Origin of the sequence: Serratia sp. CY52157, from assembly GCF_052168495.1 — a bacterium.
In the GTDB taxonomy this organism is placed as follows: domain Bacteria; phylum Pseudomonadota; class Gammaproteobacteria; order Enterobacterales; family Enterobacteriaceae; genus Serratia; species Serratia ureilytica.
In genome coordinates, this window is the sequence record NZ_JBJNMO010000002.1 from 412,128 (window position 1) to 430,003 (window position 17,876).

Below are 17,876 nucleotides of genomic sequence, written 5' to 3' on the forward strand. Positions count from 1 at the left end.
GCTTATTGGAAATAAAAGGTTAATTATGTCGCATAATAAGTGCGTAATAATACAATGGCGGCTCTTTTGAATTACATTTATTTAACACAAAAATATCATTAAAAAACAATTAAACCATTGCGCAACATGACCCTAAGAAAATTATGCGAAATGTGCTGATGAATATGGAAATAATATGCGGATAGGCTTAAATTGTCTCAGATCAAATTAGGCCGAAGTACCTCTTTCGGCTAAGATTTGACCTGTAACCAAAAGTCCAACCCACGTCACGTAAAAACCTATTTATTGTGTGGGATTGGGCGAGTATCATCCATGTTGTGATTATGGATGGTTGATCTTGTTGCATTTGTTACCCGTTGTCGGTTTTCAGTGGCGTGCTTGTCGACGGCCCGTGCGGGCTATTGGCCGAGTGTGCGGTTGAAAGCGGAGAAGCTGGATCAAATTTGTTGTGTTTAAGGGCATTCACTGCGGGGCGTTACTGGCGGCTTTGAAAGAAGCGTGCCGATAACCGCGTGTCGGAGTCTTCCTGCGAGGAGCAAGGAGTCAAGATGTTTGATATTGTCGAACTGTCGCGCTTACAGTTTGCTTTAACGGCGATGTACCATTTCTTATTTGTCCCATTAACGCTCGGTATGGCGTTCTTGCTGGCAATTATGGAAACGGTATATGTCCTGTCTGGCAAACAAATCTATAAAGACATGACCAAATTCTGGGGAAAGTTATTTGCGATTAACTTTGCTCTGGGTGTGGCCACCGGTTTGACCATGGAGTTCCAGTTCGGGACTAACTGGTCATATTTCTCTCATTACGTCGGCGATATCTTCGGGGCCCCACTGGCTATCGAAGGTCTGATGGCGTTCTTCCTTGAATCGACGCTGGTCGGCCTGTTCTTCTTCGGCTGGGATCGTCTGAGCAAGGTGCAGCACATGGCGGTAACCTGGTTCGTGGCCCTCGGCTCCAACCTGTCCGCGCTGTGGATCCTGGTCGCCAACGGCTGGATGCAGAACCCGATCGCGTCGGATTTCAACTTCGAAACCATGCGCATGGAGATGGTCAGCTTCTCCGAGTTGGTGCTTAACCCGGTTGCGCAGGTGAAATTCGTTCACACCGTGGCTGCAGGCTACACCACCGGCGCCATGTTCGTGCTGGGCATCAGCGCTTACTACCTGCTGAAGGGCCGCGACATCGCTTTCGCCAAACGCTCCTTCGCCATCGCCGCCAGCTTCGGCATGGCAGCGGTGCTGTCGGTGATCGTGCTGGGTGACGAATCCGGTTACGAAATGGGCGACGTACAGAAAACCAAACTGGCCGCCATCGAAGCGGAGTGGGATACCCAGCCGGCGCCGGCGTCCTTCACCCTGTTCGGCATCCCCGATCAGGACAAGATGGAAAACTCCTTCTCTATTCAGATCCCGTATGCGCTTGGCCTGATCGCCACGCGTTCCACCGACACTCAGGTCACCGGCCTGAAAGATCTGCTGGCGCAACATGAAGTGCGCATCCGCAACGGCATGAAAGCCTACCAGCTGCTGGAAGAGCTGCGCGGCGGCAATACCGATCCTGCGGTGCGTGCGGAATTCAACAAAACCAAGCAAGACCTGGGCTACGGCATGCTGCTGAAGCGTTATACCCCGAACGTCAGCGACGCGACGGAAGCGCAGATCCAGCAGGCGACCAAGGACTCCATTCCACGCGTGGCGCCGCTGTACTTCGCCTTCCGCATCATGGTGGCCTGTGGCGTGCTGATGCTGCTGATTATCGGTCTGTCCTTCCTGAGCGTGGTGCGCGGCCGCATCGGCCAGAAAAAATGGCTGTTGCGTGCGGCGCTGTATGGCTTGCCGCTGCCGTGGATCGCGGTGGAAGCCGGCTGGTTCGTGGCGGAATACGGCCGTCAACCGTGGGCGATTGGTGAGGTGCTGCCGACCGCAGTCGCCAACTCTTCGCTGACCGCGGGCGACATTCTGTTCTCGATGGGGCTGATTTGCGGCTTGTACACCCTGTTCCTGGTGGCTGAAATGTACCTGATGTTCAAGTTTGCGCGTCTGGGTCCAAGCAGCCTGAAAACCGGCCGCTACCACTTTGAACAACCGACTGCCGCCGTGCAGGAAGCGCGCTAAACAGGAGTCCACGTATGTTTGACTATGAAGTACTGCGATTTATCTGGTGGGTGCTGGTTGGCGTACTGCTGATCGGCTTCGCCGTCACCGACGGTTTCGACATGGGCGTCGGCATCCTGGTGCGCATCATCGGTAAAACCGATACCGAGCGCCGGGTGATGATCAACTCCATCGCCCCTCACTGGGACGGTAACCAGGTGTGGCTGATCACCGCCGGCGGCGCGCTGTTCGCCGCCTGGCCGATGGTCTACGCAGCGGCCTTCTCGGGCTTCTACGTCGCCATGATCCTGGTGCTGGCGGCGTTGTTCTTCCGCCCGGTCGGTTTTGACTACCGTTCCAAGCTGGAGAGCAGCCGCTGGCGCAACATGTGGGACTGGGGCATCTTCATCGGTTCCTTCGTGCCTGCGTTGGTGTTCGGCGTGGCGTTCGGCAACCTGCTGCAGGGCGTACCGTTCCATGTGGACGAGTACCTGCGTCTGTTCTACACCGGCAACTTCTTCCAGCTGCTGAATCCGTTCGGTCTGTTGGCGGGCGTGGTCAGTCTGACCATGCTGGTCACTCAGGGCGCGACCTATCTGCAGATGCGCACCACCGGCGAGATCCACCTGCGGTCACGCGCCGCAGCGCAGATCGCGACGCTGATCATGGCGGTATGCTTCCTGCTGGCGGGTGTGTGGCTGGTTAAAGGCATCGACGGCTACGTGATCACTTCGGCGCTGGACACCATGGCGGAATCCAACCCGCTGCGTAAAGAAGTGGCGCATCAGGCCGGCGCATGGCTGATCAACTTCAACAAGTATCCGCTGCTGTGGGCCTTGCCTGCACTGGGCGTAGTGCTGCCGTTGTTCACCATCCTGTTCTCGCGTCTGGAGAAAGGCGCGCTGGCGTTCGTCACCTCGTCGCTGACCATCGCCTGCGTCATCCTCACCGCCGGGGTCACCATGTTCCCGTTCGTGATGCCGTCCAGCACCGTGCCTAACGTCAGCCTGACCATGTGGGACGCGACGTCGAGCCTGTTGACGCTGAAAGTGATGACCGTCGTAGCGGCGATCTTCGTGCCTATCGTTTTGGCGTACACCAGCTGGTCGTACTACAAAATGTTCGGTCGTCTCGACAAGAACTACATCGAAAACAACAAGCATTCGCTGTACTAAGGATAAGGAGCTAAACCATGTGGTATTTTGCCTGGATTCTCGGAACGCTTCTTGCCTGCGCCTTCGGCATCATCACGGCGCTGGCGCTTGAGCAGAGCGAAGCGACCAAAGCTCAGCAAGACGGTAAGTAATGAGCTCGTCCGTGATTGACAAGCTGTACGCTGTCACCGACAAGGGCCCGGTTCGGGCCCTTTCACTGGTGCTGGCGTTGATTTTGGCGGGGTGCGTGTTCTGGGATCCGACGCGTTTCGCCGCCAAAACCAGCTCGCTGGAGATTTGGGAAGGGCTGTTGCTGATTTGGGCCGTATGCGCCGGAGTGATCCACGGCTTCGGATTCCGCCCGCAGCGCAGCGTCTGGCGCGCTTTTTTCGCGCCGCTTCCTGCAATTGTGATCTTGTGCGCAGGATTACTTTACGTTTCTTTATAATCTCCCCGATGTCCCCACGTTATGGGCCCTCACGGCCCATAATTATTTTCATTCCCATCTTGTAACCCATTCCCAACCCGATCTGTCTTGCGTATAGTAGCAGCGTTAAATTGCATTGCTGGGAAGTAGAGTGAGTAATACGTTGTTTCGATGGCCGGTTCGCGTTTACTACGAGGATACCGATGCCAGTGGTGTGGTCTATCACGCCCGCTACGTCGCCTTTTTTGAAAGAGCGCGCACAGAGATGCTGCGTCAGCACAACTTTCATCAACAGCAGCTGCTCAGTGAACAAGTCGCTTTTGTCGTCCGGCGCATGACGGTGGATTATCTGGCTCCGGCTCGTCTCGACGAGCAACTGGAGGTCCAGAGTGAAATCACCTCTCTGCGCGGGGCTTCTCTCACGTTTGCTCAACGCATTGTCAATTCTGACGGGGCCCTACTGAGCCAGGCAGATGTCCTGATTGCCTGTATTGATCCACACCAAATGAAGCCAAGAGCGCTTCCTAAGTCTATTGTCGCGGAGTTTAAGCAGTGACTGACATGAACATCCTAGATTTATTCTTGAAGGCGAGCCTGCTGGTTAAGCTTATCATGTTGATTTTGATATGCTTCTCGGTAGCCTCTTGGGCGATCATCATTCAGCGCACCCGCATCCTCAATGCGGCGACGCGTGACGCCGAAGCCTTTGAAGACAAATTCTGGTCCGGTATCGAGCTTTCCCGTCTGTACCAGGAAAGTCAGGCGCGTCGCGATAGCCTGACCGGTTCCGAGCAGATCTTCCATTCCGGCTTCAAAGAGTTCGCCCGCCTGCACCGCGCCAACAACCATGCGCCGGAGTCGGTGATCGAAGGGGCGTCGCGTGCGATGCGCATTTCGATGAACCGTGAGCTGGAAACGCTGGAAACCCATATTCCGTTCCTCGGCACCGTCGGTTCGATCAGTCCGTACATCGGCCTGTTCGGCACCGTGTGGGGGATCATGCACGCCTTTATCGCGCTGGGCGCGGTGAAGCAAGCCACGCTGCAGATGGTGGCGCCGGGTATCGCCGAAGCGCTGATCGCCACCGCGATCGGTCTGTTCGCCGCCATCCCGGCGGTAATGGCCTATAACCGTCTCAACCAGCGCGTCAACAAGCTTGAGCAGAATTACGACAACTTTATGGAAGAGTTCACCGCTATTCTGCATCGTCAGGCCTTCTCCAGCGACAGCAAATAAGTAGGAGGTAGCATGGCGAGAGTACGTGGACGTAGTCGGCGCGAGCTGAAGTCCGAAATTAACATCGTTCCGCTGCTCGACGTGTTGCTGGTGCTGCTGCTGATCTTTATGGCAACTGCGCCAATCATCACGCAGAGCGTGGAGGTTGACCTGCCGGACGCCACCGATTCCAAAACGGTGTCCAGCGATGACAATCCGCCGGTGATCCTCGAGGTTTCCGGCGTAGGTCAATACACCCTGGTGGTGGATCACAACCGTATGGAGCTGCTGCCGCCTGAACAAGTCGCGGCCGAAGCCAAGTCGCGTTTGGCGGCTAACCCGAAAACGGTCTTTTTGATCGGCGGTGCGAAGGAAGTCCCTTACGATGAGATTATCAAGGCATTGAATATTCTCCATCAGGCGGGCGTGGCTTCCGTGGGGCTGATGACCCAGCCGATCTGACCGTAAGGCGAACGGCAACCCGGTTCCTGCGCTGCGGCCCAGGAACCCCGTATAAGCAACACCAGTTTTTGGGAATCTATTTTGGTAAAGGCAACTGAGCAAAACGATAAGCTGAACCGCGCCGTTATTGTTTCGGTCGTTCTGCACTTCATACTGATTGCCCTGCTGATTTGGGGATCGCTGCAGGAAAAGGTCGACATGAGCGCCGGCGGCGGCGGCGATGGTTCTGTAGTGGGCGCGGTGATGGTCGATCCCGGCGCGGTGGTGGAGCAGTACAACCGCCAGCAGCAGCAGAGCAACGATGCGCAGCGTGCCGAGAAGCAGCGCCAGAAAAAAGCGGAGCAACAGGCCGAAGAGCTTCAGCAGAAGCAGGCGGAGCAGCAGCAGCGCCTGAAAGAGCTGGAGAAAGAGCGTTTGGCGGCGCAGGAGAAAGCCGCGCAGAACGCCAAGGCGCAGGCGGAGCAACAGCAGAAGGCGGCGGAGCAGCAGAAGCAGGCCGCCGAGCAGCAAAAAGCGGCGGAAGCCGCCGCAGCGAAAGCCAAAGAGCAACAGAAGGTCGCCGAAGCCGCCGCCGCCAAGGCGAAGGCCGAAGCGGACAAGGTCGCCAAGGCGCAGGCGGACGCGCAGAAGAAAGCCGAAGCGGAAGCCAAGAAAGAAGCGGCCGCCGCTGCCGCCGCCAAGAAACAGGCGGAAGAGGCGAAGAAAGCCGCCGCCGCTGCCGCAGAGCAAAAAGCTGCAGAGGCCGCGGAGAAGAAAGCGGCTGCTGAAGCCGAGAAAAAAGCCGCAGCGGAAGCCGAGAAGAAGGCTGCCGCCGAGGCAGAGAAGAAAGCGGCCGCCGCTGAGAAAGCTGCGGCAGCCAAGAAAGCGGCTGCAGAGAAGAAAAAAGCCGCCGCCGAGGCTGCGAAGCAATCGGCGGAAGTTGATGACCTGTTTGGTGGCCTGGCGGACGGCAAGAACGCGCCGAAAGGTGGTGGCAAGCAGAAGGGTGACGGTAAACCGGCTGGCCAGGGCAATGCCAAAGCGGCTGGGGCCAGCGGGGCGGAAATCAATGGCTATCTTGGCCAGATTACCGCTGCGATTCAAAGCAAGTTCTACGATGCGGATCTGTACAAGGGCCGTAAATGTGACCTGCGAATCAAGCTGGCCCCGGACGGTTTTCTGGTAGACGTTAAATCTGAAGGGGGCGATCCGGCACTGTGTCAGGCGGCGATAGCCGCGGCGAAACAGGCGAAGATCCCGAAACCGCCAAGCCAGGCGGTGTATGAGGTGTTTAAGAATGCTCCCCTTACGTTCAGGCCGGAATAATGGTTGTTTGAGCTAAGTAAGATCACAGGGATGTACTAAGGTAACCAACAGGGATTATGTAGTTTTACGTGAGTTGGTTTGTTAAAATTCTGCTAATTTATCGCAGGCATCCCGCCTGGATAAGGGAGATGAGATGAAGCAGGCATTTCGAGTAGCGCTAGGTTTTTTAATTCTGTGGGCGTCCGTGTTGCACGCGGAAGTTCGCATTGAAATCACCCAAGGGGTCGACTCCGCTCGTCCGATTGGCGTGGTGCCGTTTAAATGGGCGGGCCCAGGCACGCCGCCGGAAGATATCGGCAAGATTGTCGGTGCGGATCTGCGCAACAGCGGCAAATTCAACCCGATCGACGTGGCGCGCATGCCGCAGCAACCTACCTCCGCGTCTGAAGTGACGCCGGCGGCCTGGACTGCATTGGGCATCGACGCCGTAGTGGTCGGTCAGGTTCAACCTGGCGCCGACGGCAGCTACCTGATCTCCTACCAGTTGGTGGACACCTCGGGTTCGCCGGGCACCGTATTGGCGCAGAACCAGTATAAAGTGACCAAACAGTGGTTGCGTTATTCTGCCCATACCGCCAGCGACGAAGTGTTCGAGAAGCTGACCGGCATCAAGGGCGCGTTCCGCACCCGTATCGCCTATGTGGTGCAGACCAACGGCGGGAAATTCCCGTACGAGCTGCGCGTAGCGGATTACGACGGTTACAACCAGTTCACGGTGCACCGTTCGCCTGAGCCGCTGATGTCGCCGGCCTGGTCGCCGGATGGCAGCAAACTGGCTTACGTGACCTTCGAGAGCGGCCGTTCCGCGCTGGTGGTGCAAACCCTGGCTAACGGCGCCATCCGCCAGATCGCTTCGTTCCCGCGCCACAACGGTGCGCCGGCGTTCTCGCCGGACGGCAGCAAGCTGGCCTTCGCGCTGTCCAAGAGCGGCAGCCTGAACCTGTACGTGATGAACCTCGGCTCCGGCCAGATCACGCAGCTGACCGATGGCCGCAACAACAACACCGAACCGACCTGGTTCCCGGATGGCCAGTCTCTGGCGTTTACCTCCGACCAGGGCGGGCGTCCGCAGATTTATAAAATCAGCGCCAGCGGCGGTGCCGCACAGCGTCTGACGTGGGAAGGCTCTCAGAACCAGGATTCTGAAGTCAGCTCCGATGGTAAATTCCTGGTGATGGTCAGCACCAACAGTGGTGCACAACACATCGCCAAACAAGATCTTGGATCAGGCGCCGTTCAGGTTTTGACCGGCACCTTCCTGGATGAAACGCCTAGTATTGCGCCAAACGGCACCATGGTGATCTATAGCTCCACGCAAGGTATGGGCTCCGTGCTGCAGTTGGTGTCAACTGATGGGCGTTTCAAAGCGCGTCTTCCGGCAACTGATGGACAGGTCAAATTCCCTGCCTGGTCGCCGTATCTGTGATGCATGTGTAAATATGTATGGCAAACTATAAAAGGATCAAAGAAATGCAACTGAACAAAGTGCTGAAAGGGCTTCTGCTGGCACTGCCAGTTCTGGCTGTAGCAGCTTGTAGTTCTAACAAAAGCGCGAACAACGACCAATCTGGTATGGGCGCTGGCGCCGGCACTGGTATGGAAAACGGCAGCAGCAACCTGTCTTCCGAAGAACAAGCTCGTCTGCAGATGCAAGAACTGCAGAAGAACAACATCGTTTACTTCGGCCTGGACAAGTATGACGTAAGCTCCGAATTCGCTCAGATGCTGGACGCGCACGCTGCATTCCTGCGTAACAACCCGTCTTACAAAGTGACCGTTGAAGGCCACGCTGACGAACGCGGCACGCCGGAATACAACATCGCTCTGGGTGAGCGTCGTGCTAACGCCGTTAAAATGTACCTGCAGGGTAAAGGCGTTTCCGCTGACCAGATCTCTATCGTTTCTTACGGTAAAGAAAAACCAGCAGTACTGGGCCACGACGAAGCGGCTTATGCTAAAAACCGTCGTGCCGTTCTGGTTTACTAAGAGAATCGCATGAACAGTAACTTCAGACGTCACCTGTTGAGTCTGTCGTTACTGGTTGGCGTAGCGGCCCCTTGGGCCGCTACTGCCCAAGCGCCAATCAGTAATGTCGGCTCCGGCTCGGTCGAAGACCGCGTCACCTCGCTTGAGCGCATCAGCAATGCTCAAGGCCAGCTTTTAAACCAACTCCAGCAACAACTCTCTGACAATCAACGCGACATTGATTCTCTCCGTGGGCAAATCCAGGAAAGCCAGTATCAGTTGAATCAGGTCGTTGAACGCCAGAAGCAAATCTATCAACAGATGGATAGCCTCAGCCAGGGCGGCGCTCAGAGCGCCTCTGCGGCAGCGGGCGCTGCCGGCGGGGCAGCCGCAGGCGCATCTTCCGATGCGGGCAGCAGCGCGCCTGCAGCCGCTTCTGCAACGCCGAGCGGCGGTGATGAGAACAGCGACTACAACGCCGCTGTTTCTCTGGCGCTGGAAAAAAAACAGTATGACCAGGCGATTTCCGCCTTTCAGTCCTTCGTAAAACAGTACCCGAAGTCTACTTACCAGCCCAACGCCAACTATTGGCTGGGCCAGTTGTTCTACAACAAGGGTAAAAAAGACGATGCGGCCTATTATTTTGCGGTGGTGGTGAAGAATTACGCTAAATCACCGAAGGCGCCGGACGCCATGTACAAGGTGGGTATCATCATGCAGGAAAAAGGGCAGGCCGATAAAGCCAAGGCCGTGTTCCAGCAGGTGATTAAACAATACCCAACCAGTGCGGCGGCCAAGCAGGCGAAAAGTCGCGTAGGCGGTTAACGGTTAGAAAAATGAGCCCAGAAGTTAGTCGATTTGACCGATTTCTGGGCTCATTCGCGTGAAGAACAAGCAGTTGAACGCATCGGTAAAAAATTTAGGTTGCGCTGCCAAGATAAATTAGTAATATATGCCGCCGTTGCCAAGACATCTTGCAAGATGTTAAAGCGGCAGGGAAATTGGGTCGTTAGCTCAGTTGGTAGAGCAGTTGACTTTTAATCAATTGGTCGCAGGTTCGAATCCTGCACGACCCACCAATTTCTGAAGTAGCAGTAACCACAACAGTGGGTGATTAGCTCAGTTGGTAGAGCATCTCCTTTACACGGAGGGGGTCGGCGGTTCGAGCCCGTCATCACCCACCACTGTTATGGGTCGTTAGCTCAGTTGGTAGAGCAGTTGACTTTTAATCAATTGGTCGCAGGTTCGAATCCTGCACGACCCACCATTCTTCGAGAATGGCTGCGATAGAGAATCGTAAAGGATGAGAACCGTAAAGGTTCGAGTCTCGCGCAGCGAGACAACATCACTCCGGTGATGGCCCGCAAGGGCGAGGCCAAAAGCCGAGTTATCCTGCACGACCCACCATTCTTCGAGAATGGCAGCTTCAGAATCGGTTTGATGTGGCAAAGTAAAGGTCCGAGTCGAGTACCCGTCGAGTTGTCCTGAACATCCCCATCCTTGTTTTCCGCGAGTCGGTTTTTGTAACCTATTCGCCATCAGCAGTAAACCACATCAGTGGGTCGTTAGCTCAGTTGGTAGAGCAGTTGACTTTTAATCAATTGGTCGCAGGTTCGAATCCTGCACGACCCACCACTCTTTGATAGAGCAAGGTGTTAAATCGTCAGGATGAGAACCGTAGAGGTTCGAGTCTTGCGAAGCGAGACAACATCACCCCGGTGATGGCCCGTTAGGGCGAGGCCAAAGGCCGAGTTATCCTGCACGACCCACCACTCTTTGATAGAGCAGGATGTGAAAAATAGCAGTACCACAGCAGTGGGTGATTAGCTCAGTTGGTAGAGCATCTCCTTTACACGGAGGGGGTCGGCGGTTCGAGCCCGTCATCACCCACCACACTGCGGGTCGTTAGCTCAGTTGGTAGAGCAGTTGACTTTTAATCAATTGGTCGCAGGTTCGAATCCTGCACGACCCACCAATTCAGAAAAAAGCGCCTTTTGGCGCTTTTTTCGCATCTGCGCCTACCTGGCTCTGCCTTATTATCTTCTTGCTGACATAGCCCACTGAGTCGTGCGGGTGAGATCCTGCGTTCAGGTTCGAGCATCGCGCAGCGATACGACAACGCGCAGCGTTGCCCGTAGGGTGAGGCCACAGGCCGAATCAATCCTGCACGACCCACCCATTCAGAAAAAAGCGCCTTTTGGCGTTTTTTTCACCTCTGCAGCACCCCAACCTGAATCCCTGCTTTCTCGTTTCAACTCTGCGCCAATCGGCATCCGGGTCTTCTCTGGGCGTTATGCGTCTTCGCCAGGCCATTATCCGCTGTGCTCTGCGCGGCTCATTCCAGTGTTTTTAATCCATTAAACACTAAGTGCGCAAATTTGAAAATATCAGCGGACTTTTCGCGCAATTTTAGGTATTTTGTTTAGTATATAAAACTAAGGGCGTTGCGGCAGGCGATATTCAAATGGCAGGCGCCCAGCCTAGCATGAGATTGCAGCGATGAGTGAAATGTTTGATGTCAACGCGGCGGTGTATCCTTTCCCGCCCAAACCGGTACCGCTGGACGTAGCGGAAAAAGCCTTTTATCGCGAAAAGATCAAAACCTTGCTCAAGCAGCGCAATGCGGTGATGGTCGCCCACTACTATACCGATCCGGAAATCCAGGCGCTGGCGGAAGAAACCGGTGGCTGCGTGGCGGATTCGCTGGAAATGGCGCGCTTCGGCAGCACCCATCCGGCTTCCACGTTGTTGGTGGCCGGCGTGCGCTTCATGGGGGAGACCGCCAAGATCCTCAGCCCGGAAAAACAGGTGCTGATGCCGACCCTGTTTGCCGAATGTTCGCTTGACCTGGGTTGCCCGGAAGAGGAGTTCCATGCGTTTTGCGATAGCCATCCCGATCGCACTGTGGTGGTCTATGCGAACACCTCGGCGGCGGTCAAAGCGCGCGCCGACTGGGTGGTGACCTCCAGCATCGCCGTCGAACTGATCGAGCATCTGGATAGCCTGGGCGAGAAAATTATCTGGGCGCCGGATCGCCATCTCGGCAGCTACGTGCAGAAGCAGACCGGCGCCGACGTGCTGTGCTGGCAAGGCGCCTGCATTGTCCATGACGAGTTCAAGACCCAGGCACTGCGGCGCATGAAGGCGCTCTATCCGCAGGCGGCTATCCTGGTGCATCCCGAATCGCCTCAGGCGGTGGTCGAGCTGGCGGATGCGGTGGGGTCTACCAGCCAGTTGATTCAGGCGGCGAAAACATTGCCGCATCAACAGCTGATCGTTGCCACCGATCGCGGTATCTTTTACAAGATGCAGCAGGCCTGTCCGGACAAGGAGCTGTTCGAAGCGCCGACCGCCGGAGAAGGCGCGACCTGCCGCAGCTGCGCGCATTGCCCGTGGATGGCGATGAATGGCCTGAAGGCGATTGCCGAAGGTCTGGAGCAGGGGGGCGCACAGCATGAGATCCACGTGGACGCTGCGTTGCGTGAAAAGGCGCTGGTACCGCTGAACCGCATGCTGGATTTCGCCGCTCAGCTTAAGATGCAGGTTAAAGGCAACGCTTAACCGTTTAAAAGGATGACCTCATGAGCTTCTTCAGTACCAGCAATATTCTGGTGCATATTCCGCTTGGCGCGGGCGGTTACGATCTGTCGTGGATCGAAGCCATCGGCACACTGTTCGGGTTGCTGTGCATCTGGTACGCCAGCAAGGAAAAAATCATCAACTACCTGTTCGGCCTGATCAACGTCACGCTGTTCGCGGTGATTTTCTTCCAGATCCAGCTGTACGCCAGCCTGCTGCTGCAGCTGTTCTTCTTCGGCGCCAATATTTACGGTTGGTATGCCTGGAGCCGCCAGACCCAGGATAATCAGGCTGAACTGCAGATCCGCTGGCTGCCGCTGCCGAAAGCGCTGGCTTGGGCGGCGGTCTGCGTCATCGGCATCGGCCTGATGACCTTCAACATCGACCGCGTGTTCGCCTGGCTGACGCAGATTGCGGTGGCGGTGATGCAAGGGCTGGGGCTGAACGTACAGATGCCGACGCTGCAGCCGGACGCCTTCCCGTTCTGGGATTCGGCGATGATGGTGCTGTCCATCGTGGCGATGATCCTGATGACGCGCAAGTACGTGGAAAACTGGCTGCTGTGGGTGGTGATCGATGTCATCAGCGTGGCGATCTTCGCTTACCAGGGCGTTTACGCGATGGCGCTGGAGTACGTCATTCTGACGTTGATCGCGCTGAACGGCTCCTGGCTGTGGATCAAGAGCGCCGGGCGCAACCATTCCAATCCGTTATCTTCCGCTCCGTAACAACGCAGAGGGCGCCGTGATGGCGCCCTCTTGGCTTAGTGGCGATGCCCCAGGTGCGAATGCGCTTCGGCATGTGAGTGTTCACTCGGCTCCGGCGCCCGATTGATACCGCAGTCCGGCGTCTCGCAGTGCCGGTACTCCATCTGAATGGTCACGTGGCCGATCTTGTAGTGTTGCAACAGATAAGCCTGGATGCGTTGCAACAGCCCATCGTGGTCATGTGGCGGGATCACCTGCGCATGCAGCGTCATCAGCTTCTGTTCGCCGATCTGCCAGACGTGTACGTGGTGGATATTGCGCACTTCCGGGATGTTCAGGCACAGGTCTTTTTGCAGCTTGGCGATATCGACCTCCTGCGGCGTGCCTTCCAGCAGCTCGTGGAAGCTCTCCTTCAGCAGCCGCCAGGCGCTGCGCAGCACCAGACAGGAGACCAGCACCGACAGGATCGGGTCAATCGGCGTCCAGCCGGTGGCGAGAATGACGATGGCGGCGACGATGGCGCCCACCGAGCCGAGCAGGTCGCCCAGCACATGCAGCGCGGCCGCCCTCACGTTGATATTTTTCTCTTCGCTGCCGCGATGCAGCAGCCAGAAGGCGAACAGGTTCGCCAGCAGCCCCGCTATGGCGATGATCAGCATCGGAGTACCCATCACCGGCTGTGGTTCGAAGAAACGCCGTATCGCCTCCCACAGGATGAATACCACGATCACCAGTAGCGCCGCGGCGTTGAGGAAGGCCGCCAGGGTGGTCAGGCGCAGATAGCCGAAGGTGTGGCGCGCGTTGGGCTTGCGCTGGGAAAAGTGCACCGCCATCAGCGCCACCAACAGCGCGGCGGCATCGGTCAGCATGTGCCCGGCGTCGGCCAACAGCGCCAGCGAGCCGGACAACAGGCCGCCGGCCACTTCGGCCACCATAAAGACGGCGGTGACTAAAAAAGCGGTCAGTAGGCGTTTACTATTACTGTCTTTCGGCAGGTGTACGTGTGGAGTGTCCGACATTATTCATCCTTATGCATAGCGAAAGTGGGGGCGGCGGCGAGCAGAGCGTCCAGCTCCGGTTCTATCTGCGCCACTGACGCCTTTAATTTAGTATAAGCGGCGGCGGCAAGTTCGCCCCGACGTGCGGTATCCACCAGCTGTTGGCACAGCTGTGCGGCTTCCGGCAGCTGCAGCATCAGCAGGCTGCCCTTGATGCGGTGCGCCGCCTGTTCCAGGCGTGGCCAGTCGCTCGCGGCGACGGCATCCGCGAGCCGCTGCCGGTCTTGCCGCAGCGTATCGCCGAGCGTCTGCGCCAGCCGCTGCAGCATGGCGCGATCGCCGCCCGCCATTTCGGCCAGCGTTTGCCGTAGGTCAGTAAGGACTGACTTTTCTTCCTGAGCCTGCGGTTGCTGAGCCAATACCTGGCCGATCGCCGTCAGCGAAATCGGCTTGGTCAGGAAGTGATCGATCGCCACCAGCCCCGGCGGGATGCGGGTAAACTCCTGCACGTCCGCCGAACAGAGCACGATGCGGCAAGGCGGGCGCTGCAGCCGCTGTTCGTCGCGCCGGATCAGCCTGGCCAGCGTCAGGCCGTCCGGGCGCGGCATGTTATAGTCGATAAACAGCAGGTCAAACGGCTGCCGTCGCTGGGCCTTCAGCAGCGCATAGCCTTGTTCGAAGCGGGCGGGTTGCTGCCCGAAGTGGCGCAGTTGGCGTTCCAGCAGCAACAAATTGGTGGGATGATCGTCGATCAGCGCGGTACGCAAGGCGGAAGACGGCAGAGCAAAGGTGTGCTCCTCCTGGGCGTCAGCCGGCGCGTCGCCGCTCAGCTCGACCGGTATCACTACCTCGACGCGGGTGCCGACGCCCGGCTGCGAGTGCAGCTCTATGCGGCCGCCCATCTGTTCGACGATTTCTTTGCAGATAGACAGGCCCAAACCGGTGCCTTGCACCGAGATGCGTTGCGCGCCGCGCGCGCGGTAAAACGGTTGAAACAGCTTGCCTACCTCATCGGCGGCGATGCCGCAGCCGCTGTCGTTCACCGTTAACTGCAACTCTCCCCGTCGTTCATCCTGCGTGCGCCAGCCGACCTCGACCTGAATGGTTCCGCGCGTCGTGAACTTTATCGCATTGTTTATCAGGTTGTTAGCCACCTGAAGTAAACGCTCACCATCAATGACCACCGCCTCCGGCAGCGCCGGATCTGCCGTCACCTTCAACGTCAACGGCCGTTCGCCGATAAGCGGCCGGTAAAGGGCGTCAATGCGAGCGACCCAGGGGCGCAGCGCCACCGGTTTTGGCGCCAACGTCAACGACCCGGTTTCCAGTCGGGCGTGATCCTGCAGGTCGTTGAGCAGGTTGAGCAGCGATGAGGCCGAACTGTAAATCACCGGCAGGCCTTCCGGCGCAGGTTGGCGTTTGAGTTCCAGTTCCAGCAGGCCAAGGATGGCGTGCATCGGCGTGCGCAGTTCATGGCTGACGGTGGCGAGGAATTTGCTCTTCATGCGGTTTTCCGCTTCGGCGCGGCGGCGCGCCTGCTCGAGCTCCTCGCGTTCGCGTTTTTCACGGCGCTGCAGCATGAAACGGCGCAGCGTCAGCGCCAACAGCAACACGGTGGCGGCGGCCAACAGCGCCAGCAGCCAGGTGGTCTGCGGCGGCATGCGGTTGTCGTTCACCGCGTCGATAAGGTTGCTGCGGTCGACGATCCACTCATCGCGCAGCGATTGCAGGGTATCCGCCGGGATCTGCATCAGGTTCTTATCGAGGATCGCCAGCAGCAGCGGCTGATCGCGGCGTACGCCGAAGGCTACCGGATAGGGGATGTTGTTGGCGGCGAAGGCCAGTTTGATCGCGCCGGAATAGCGCGACAGCGCCAAAAAGTTGGCGGAAATGACGTTATCCACCAGCGCATCCAACTGGCCGTTGGCCAGCGCGTCGTACATCGACTTGCTGTCGGCGAAGCTGACGGTCTGTTCCTGATCCGGCACCAGCCCCTGAGCCAAATCGCCCTGCAGCACGCCGATGCGCTTGCCGGCCAGATCGCTCCAGGTCGAGACGCCGTTGGCATACTGGCCGACGTAAACGCCCCACAGCGAACGGTGGATCGGCATGCTGGCGCCATAGCGCGCCTTGACGCCGCGCGCCAGCGGCAGGGCGGCGCGGAAGCTGGCCTGGCCGGATTGCACCAGCTGATCGGCCTGCTCGGCGTTGCGCGCCCACAGCGGCGCGAAACGCAGCCCGGTGTTTTGCGCGATGATGTTGAGAATATCGATGGCGTAGCCGCGCGGCTGGCCGTCGGAACCGCGGTAGGCGAACGGGAAGTTGTTCTCGATGGCGGCATAGTAAACCACGCGGTGGCTCGCCACCCAATTCTTCTCCATCGTCGTCAGATCGGCATTGCCGGTATCGAGGTAGCTGGGGATCTTTTTGCTCCAGCGGCTCTGCAGGGCATTCATCAGTTCCATCGGCGCGTCGGCGATGGCGGTGTCCAGCGTGTCTATCAGGCGCGGGTCGGCGGCGGCGAACACGAAGGAGAGGTTGCCCAGGTTCTCGTTGCTTTCAATTTGATAGAGCTGGCCGAGCTGCAGCTGGTCGATGATAAAGCTGGCGCTGGCCTCGTCGGCGATAAAGTAGTCGCTGCTGCCGTTGAGCAGCGAATAGACCGCCTGCAGGTTGTTGTCGTAGCGCTGGATCTGCGACGCCACCGCCTGCAGGGCGCCGCCGGACTGCATGTCGGTCAGCGCGCCGATCGCGACGCGGGCGTTGGCGGAATTGAGCATCACCGGCCTATCGTTGCTGCGATCGCGCAATACGCGCAGGTTGCTGATGTAGTAAGGCTGGGAGATCTCCAGCCCGTGCAGCGCTTCGCTCTGCGGGATGCCGTACAGCAGATCGACCTTGCCGTCGTGCAGCGCCTGTTCCAGCTGGGTCAGATCGGCGAAGCCGTAAATGGCGAAGCGGATGCCGGTCACCTGCTGAATATAGCCGAGGTAGTCGGCGTTCAGCCCATACAGATCGTCGTCCACGATGATGTTGTACGGGCTGGTGTTCTCACTGATGATACCGACGCGCAGCGTGCGATCGCGCCAGGGATTTTTCTCGCCGACGATCAGCATATTCTCGGGGGTATTCAGGTTGCTGACCAGCTGATAGCGCACCGGCTCCGCCGCCTGCGCCAGGCCGCACCACAGGATCAGCAGCAGCAGGGCGCGGCGCATCATGGCGCCAGCTCTTTAAACACCGCCACCAGCTCCAGCAGGTTGCCGGCGCCGGTTTTGCGCTGGATGTTTTTTTTGTGCGTGCTGACGGTCTTGTTGCTGATGTGCAGCCGGTCGGCGATCTGCAGGTTGGACAGCCCCTGGCTCAGCAAGCCCAGCACCTCGAGCTCCTTAGGGGTGAGCAGCCCGCCGTCCGCCGTCGGCGCCTCTTCGGCCAGCGCGGCGGCGGGGAAGCTGATTTCACCGTCCAGCACCTGTTCGATCGCCTGCACCAACTCCGCCAGCGAGCTGCCTTTATTGACGAAACCGTCGGCGCCGGCGGCATGCGCCATGCGCGCATAGACATCGGCTTCCTGCGCGGTGTAGATCAGGATCTTTTGTTGCGGATAGCGTCGGCGGATTTTTTTCAACAGCTGCAGCCCGTCGACCTGCGGCAGGCCGATATCCAGGATCACCAGGCCGAAAGCGGCCTCGGCCAGCAGGGCCAGCGCCTGTACGTCATCCTGCGCCGCCTGCAGGCGGTAGGGGCGGGATGATTTCATTAGCGCCGCTTCCAGTGCGACATGAACCACCGGGTGGTCATCAACTAATAGCAGAGAGGGCATGTTCAACTCGGGTCACTTTATATTCTGATCGCTAGCATAGCGAAAAAGGAGGCTCTGCGCTCGCCAGATGAAACAGCACAATCTGCTGTTAATTTGGCGGTTCCAGCGGCGGGGGGCAAAGGTGATTTACAGCGCCATTCTCACA

16 protein-coding genes, 6 tRNA genes and 3 other RNA genes are annotated in these 17,876 nt (G+C 58.0%); 22 read left to right on the forward strand and 3 right to left on the reverse strand.

Annotation, left to right across the window (positions count from 1 at the left end):
• The first annotated feature begins 548 nt into the window (after positions 1 to 548).
• From cydA to pnuC, 22 genes are all read left to right on the forward strand, one after another.
• Positions 549 to 2,117, forward strand: coding sequence for a cytochrome ubiquinol oxidase subunit I (cydA, locus tag ACJ8IP_RS11645; protein WP_004939873.1), 1,569 nt, complete (start codon positions 549 to 551; stop codon positions 2,115 to 2,117).
• A gap of 14 nt (positions 2,118 to 2,131) precedes the next feature.
• Positions 2,132 to 3,271 carry a cytochrome d ubiquinol oxidase subunit II gene (gene cydB, locus ACJ8IP_RS11650; RefSeq protein ID WP_015376980.1) on the forward strand — a complete coding sequence of 380 codons (1,140 nt, stop codon included), beginning with the start codon at positions 2,132 to 2,134 and terminating at the stop codon, positions 3,269 to 3,271.
• A gap of 17 nt (positions 3,272 to 3,288) precedes the next feature.
• A complete protein-coding gene (gene cydX / locus ACJ8IP_RS11655; protein ID WP_004939868.1) occupies positions 3,289 to 3,402 on the forward strand; it encodes a cytochrome bd-I oxidase subunit CydX in 114 nt (37 codons plus the stop codon).
• Complete coding sequence (gene ybgE / locus ACJ8IP_RS11660; RefSeq protein ID WP_004939866.1) at positions 3,402 to 3,698, forward strand: cyd operon protein YbgE; 297 nt, start codon at positions 3,402 to 3,404, stop codon at positions 3,696 to 3,698. Before cydX ends, ybgE begins: the two co-directional genes overlap by 1 nt.
• 130 nt (positions 3,699 to 3,828) lie before the next feature.
• A complete protein-coding gene (ybgC, locus tag ACJ8IP_RS11665; RefSeq protein WP_004939863.1) occupies positions 3,829 to 4,233 on the forward strand; it encodes a tol-pal system-associated acyl-CoA thioesterase in 405 nt (134 codons plus the stop codon).
• Positions 4,230 to 4,913, forward strand: coding sequence for a Tol-Pal system protein TolQ (gene tolQ, locus ACJ8IP_RS11670; protein WP_004939862.1), 684 nt, complete (start codon positions 4,230 to 4,232; stop codon positions 4,911 to 4,913). Before ybgC ends, tolQ begins: the two co-directional genes overlap by 4 nt.
• A 12-nt stretch (positions 4,914 to 4,925) precedes the next feature.
• A complete protein-coding gene (gene tolR / locus ACJ8IP_RS11675; RefSeq protein WP_004939859.1) occupies positions 4,926 to 5,354 on the forward strand; it encodes a colicin uptake protein TolR in 429 nt (142 codons plus the stop codon).
• Between the two features lie 81 nt (positions 5,355 to 5,435).
• Positions 5,436 to 6,659 carry a cell envelope integrity protein TolA gene (tolA, locus tag ACJ8IP_RS11680; RefSeq protein WP_164107210.1) on the forward strand — a complete coding sequence of 408 codons (1,224 nt, stop codon included), beginning with the start codon at positions 5,436 to 5,438 and terminating at the stop codon, positions 6,657 to 6,659.
• A gap of 133 nt (positions 6,660 to 6,792) precedes the next feature.
• Positions 6,793 to 8,085, forward strand: a complete 1,293-nt coding sequence (tolB, locus tag ACJ8IP_RS11685; protein ID WP_004939856.1) for a Tol-Pal system beta propeller repeat protein TolB — start codon at positions 6,793 to 6,795, stop codon at positions 8,083 to 8,085.
• Positions 8,086 to 8,129: 44 nt separating this feature from the next.
• Complete coding sequence (gene pal / locus ACJ8IP_RS11690; RefSeq protein WP_004939853.1) at positions 8,130 to 8,645, forward strand: peptidoglycan-associated lipoprotein Pal; 516 nt, start codon at positions 8,130 to 8,132, stop codon at positions 8,643 to 8,645.
• Positions 8,646 to 8,654: 9 nt separating this feature from the next.
• Complete coding sequence (gene cpoB / locus ACJ8IP_RS11695; RefSeq protein ID WP_004939852.1) at positions 8,655 to 9,449, forward strand: cell division protein CpoB; 795 nt, start codon at positions 8,655 to 8,657, stop codon at positions 9,447 to 9,449.
• Positions 9,450 to 9,627: 178 nt separating this feature from the next.
• Positions 9,628 to 9,703: transfer RNA gene (locus tag ACJ8IP_RS11700), tRNA-Lys, on the forward strand.
• A 29-nt stretch (positions 9,704 to 9,732) separates the two neighbouring features.
• Positions 9,733 to 9,808: transfer RNA gene (locus tag ACJ8IP_RS11705), tRNA-Val, on the forward strand.
• 7 nt (positions 9,809 to 9,815) lie between these two features.
• Positions 9,816 to 9,891, forward strand: a tRNA-Lys gene (locus tag ACJ8IP_RS11710).
• 15 nt (positions 9,892 to 9,906) lie between these two features.
• A non-coding RNA gene (locus tag ACJ8IP_RS11715) (RtT sRNA) lies at positions 9,907 to 10,031 on the forward strand.
• Positions 10,032 to 10,183: 152 nt separating this feature from the next.
• Positions 10,184 to 10,259 (forward strand) — tRNA-Lys (locus ACJ8IP_RS11720).
• A 13-nt stretch (positions 10,260 to 10,272) separates the two neighbouring features.
• Positions 10,273 to 10,396, forward strand: a non-coding RNA gene (locus ACJ8IP_RS11725) — RtT sRNA.
• A 45-nt stretch (positions 10,397 to 10,441) separates the two neighbouring features.
• A tRNA-Val gene (locus tag ACJ8IP_RS11730) sits at positions 10,442 to 10,517 on the forward strand.
• 6 nt (positions 10,518 to 10,523) lie between these two features.
• Positions 10,524 to 10,599 (forward strand) — tRNA-Lys (locus ACJ8IP_RS11735).
• Positions 10,600 to 10,677: 78 nt separating this feature from the next.
• Positions 10,678 to 10,802: non-coding RNA, RtT sRNA (locus ACJ8IP_RS11740), on the forward strand.
• Between the two features lie 321 nt (positions 10,803 to 11,123).
• The gene (gene nadA, locus ACJ8IP_RS11745) at positions 11,124 to 12,185 is read left to right on the forward strand and encodes a quinolinate synthase NadA (RefSeq protein WP_072628167.1); all 1,062 of its coding nucleotides are present in this window, start codon (positions 11,124 to 11,126) and stop codon (positions 12,183 to 12,185) included.
• A 20-nt stretch (positions 12,186 to 12,205) separates the two neighbouring features.
• Positions 12,206 to 12,931 (forward strand): nicotinamide riboside transporter PnuC, encoded by a 726-nt coding sequence (gene pnuC / locus ACJ8IP_RS11750; RefSeq protein ID WP_021504601.1) that lies wholly within the window; start codon positions 12,206 to 12,208, stop codon positions 12,929 to 12,931.
• Positions 12,932 to 12,966: 35 nt separating this feature from the next.
• Here the strand turns inward: pnuC and zitB are convergent, their stop codons facing one another.
• The 3 genes from zitB to ACJ8IP_RS11765 are packed head-to-tail and all read right to left on the reverse strand — an operon-like array spanning position 12,967 to position 17,731.
• Positions 12,967 to 13,929, reverse strand: a complete 963-nt coding sequence (gene zitB, locus ACJ8IP_RS11755; protein WP_069100742.1) for a CDF family zinc transporter ZitB — start codon at positions 13,927 to 13,929, stop codon at positions 12,967 to 12,969.
• Positions 13,929 to 17,129 carry an ATP-binding protein gene (locus ACJ8IP_RS11760; protein WP_442524404.1) on the reverse strand — a complete coding sequence of 1,067 codons (3,201 nt, stop codon included), beginning with the start codon at positions 17,127 to 17,129 and terminating at the stop codon, positions 13,929 to 13,931. The genes zitB and ACJ8IP_RS11760 overlap by 1 nt, the downstream gene beginning before the upstream one ends.
• Entirely contained in the window at positions 17,126 to 17,731 is a 606-nt protein-coding gene (locus ACJ8IP_RS11765) for a response regulator (RefSeq protein ID WP_033642206.1), read from the reverse strand. The genes ACJ8IP_RS11760 and ACJ8IP_RS11765 overlap by 4 nt, the downstream gene beginning before the upstream one ends.
• Positions 17,732 to 17,876 lie beyond the last annotated feature (145 nt).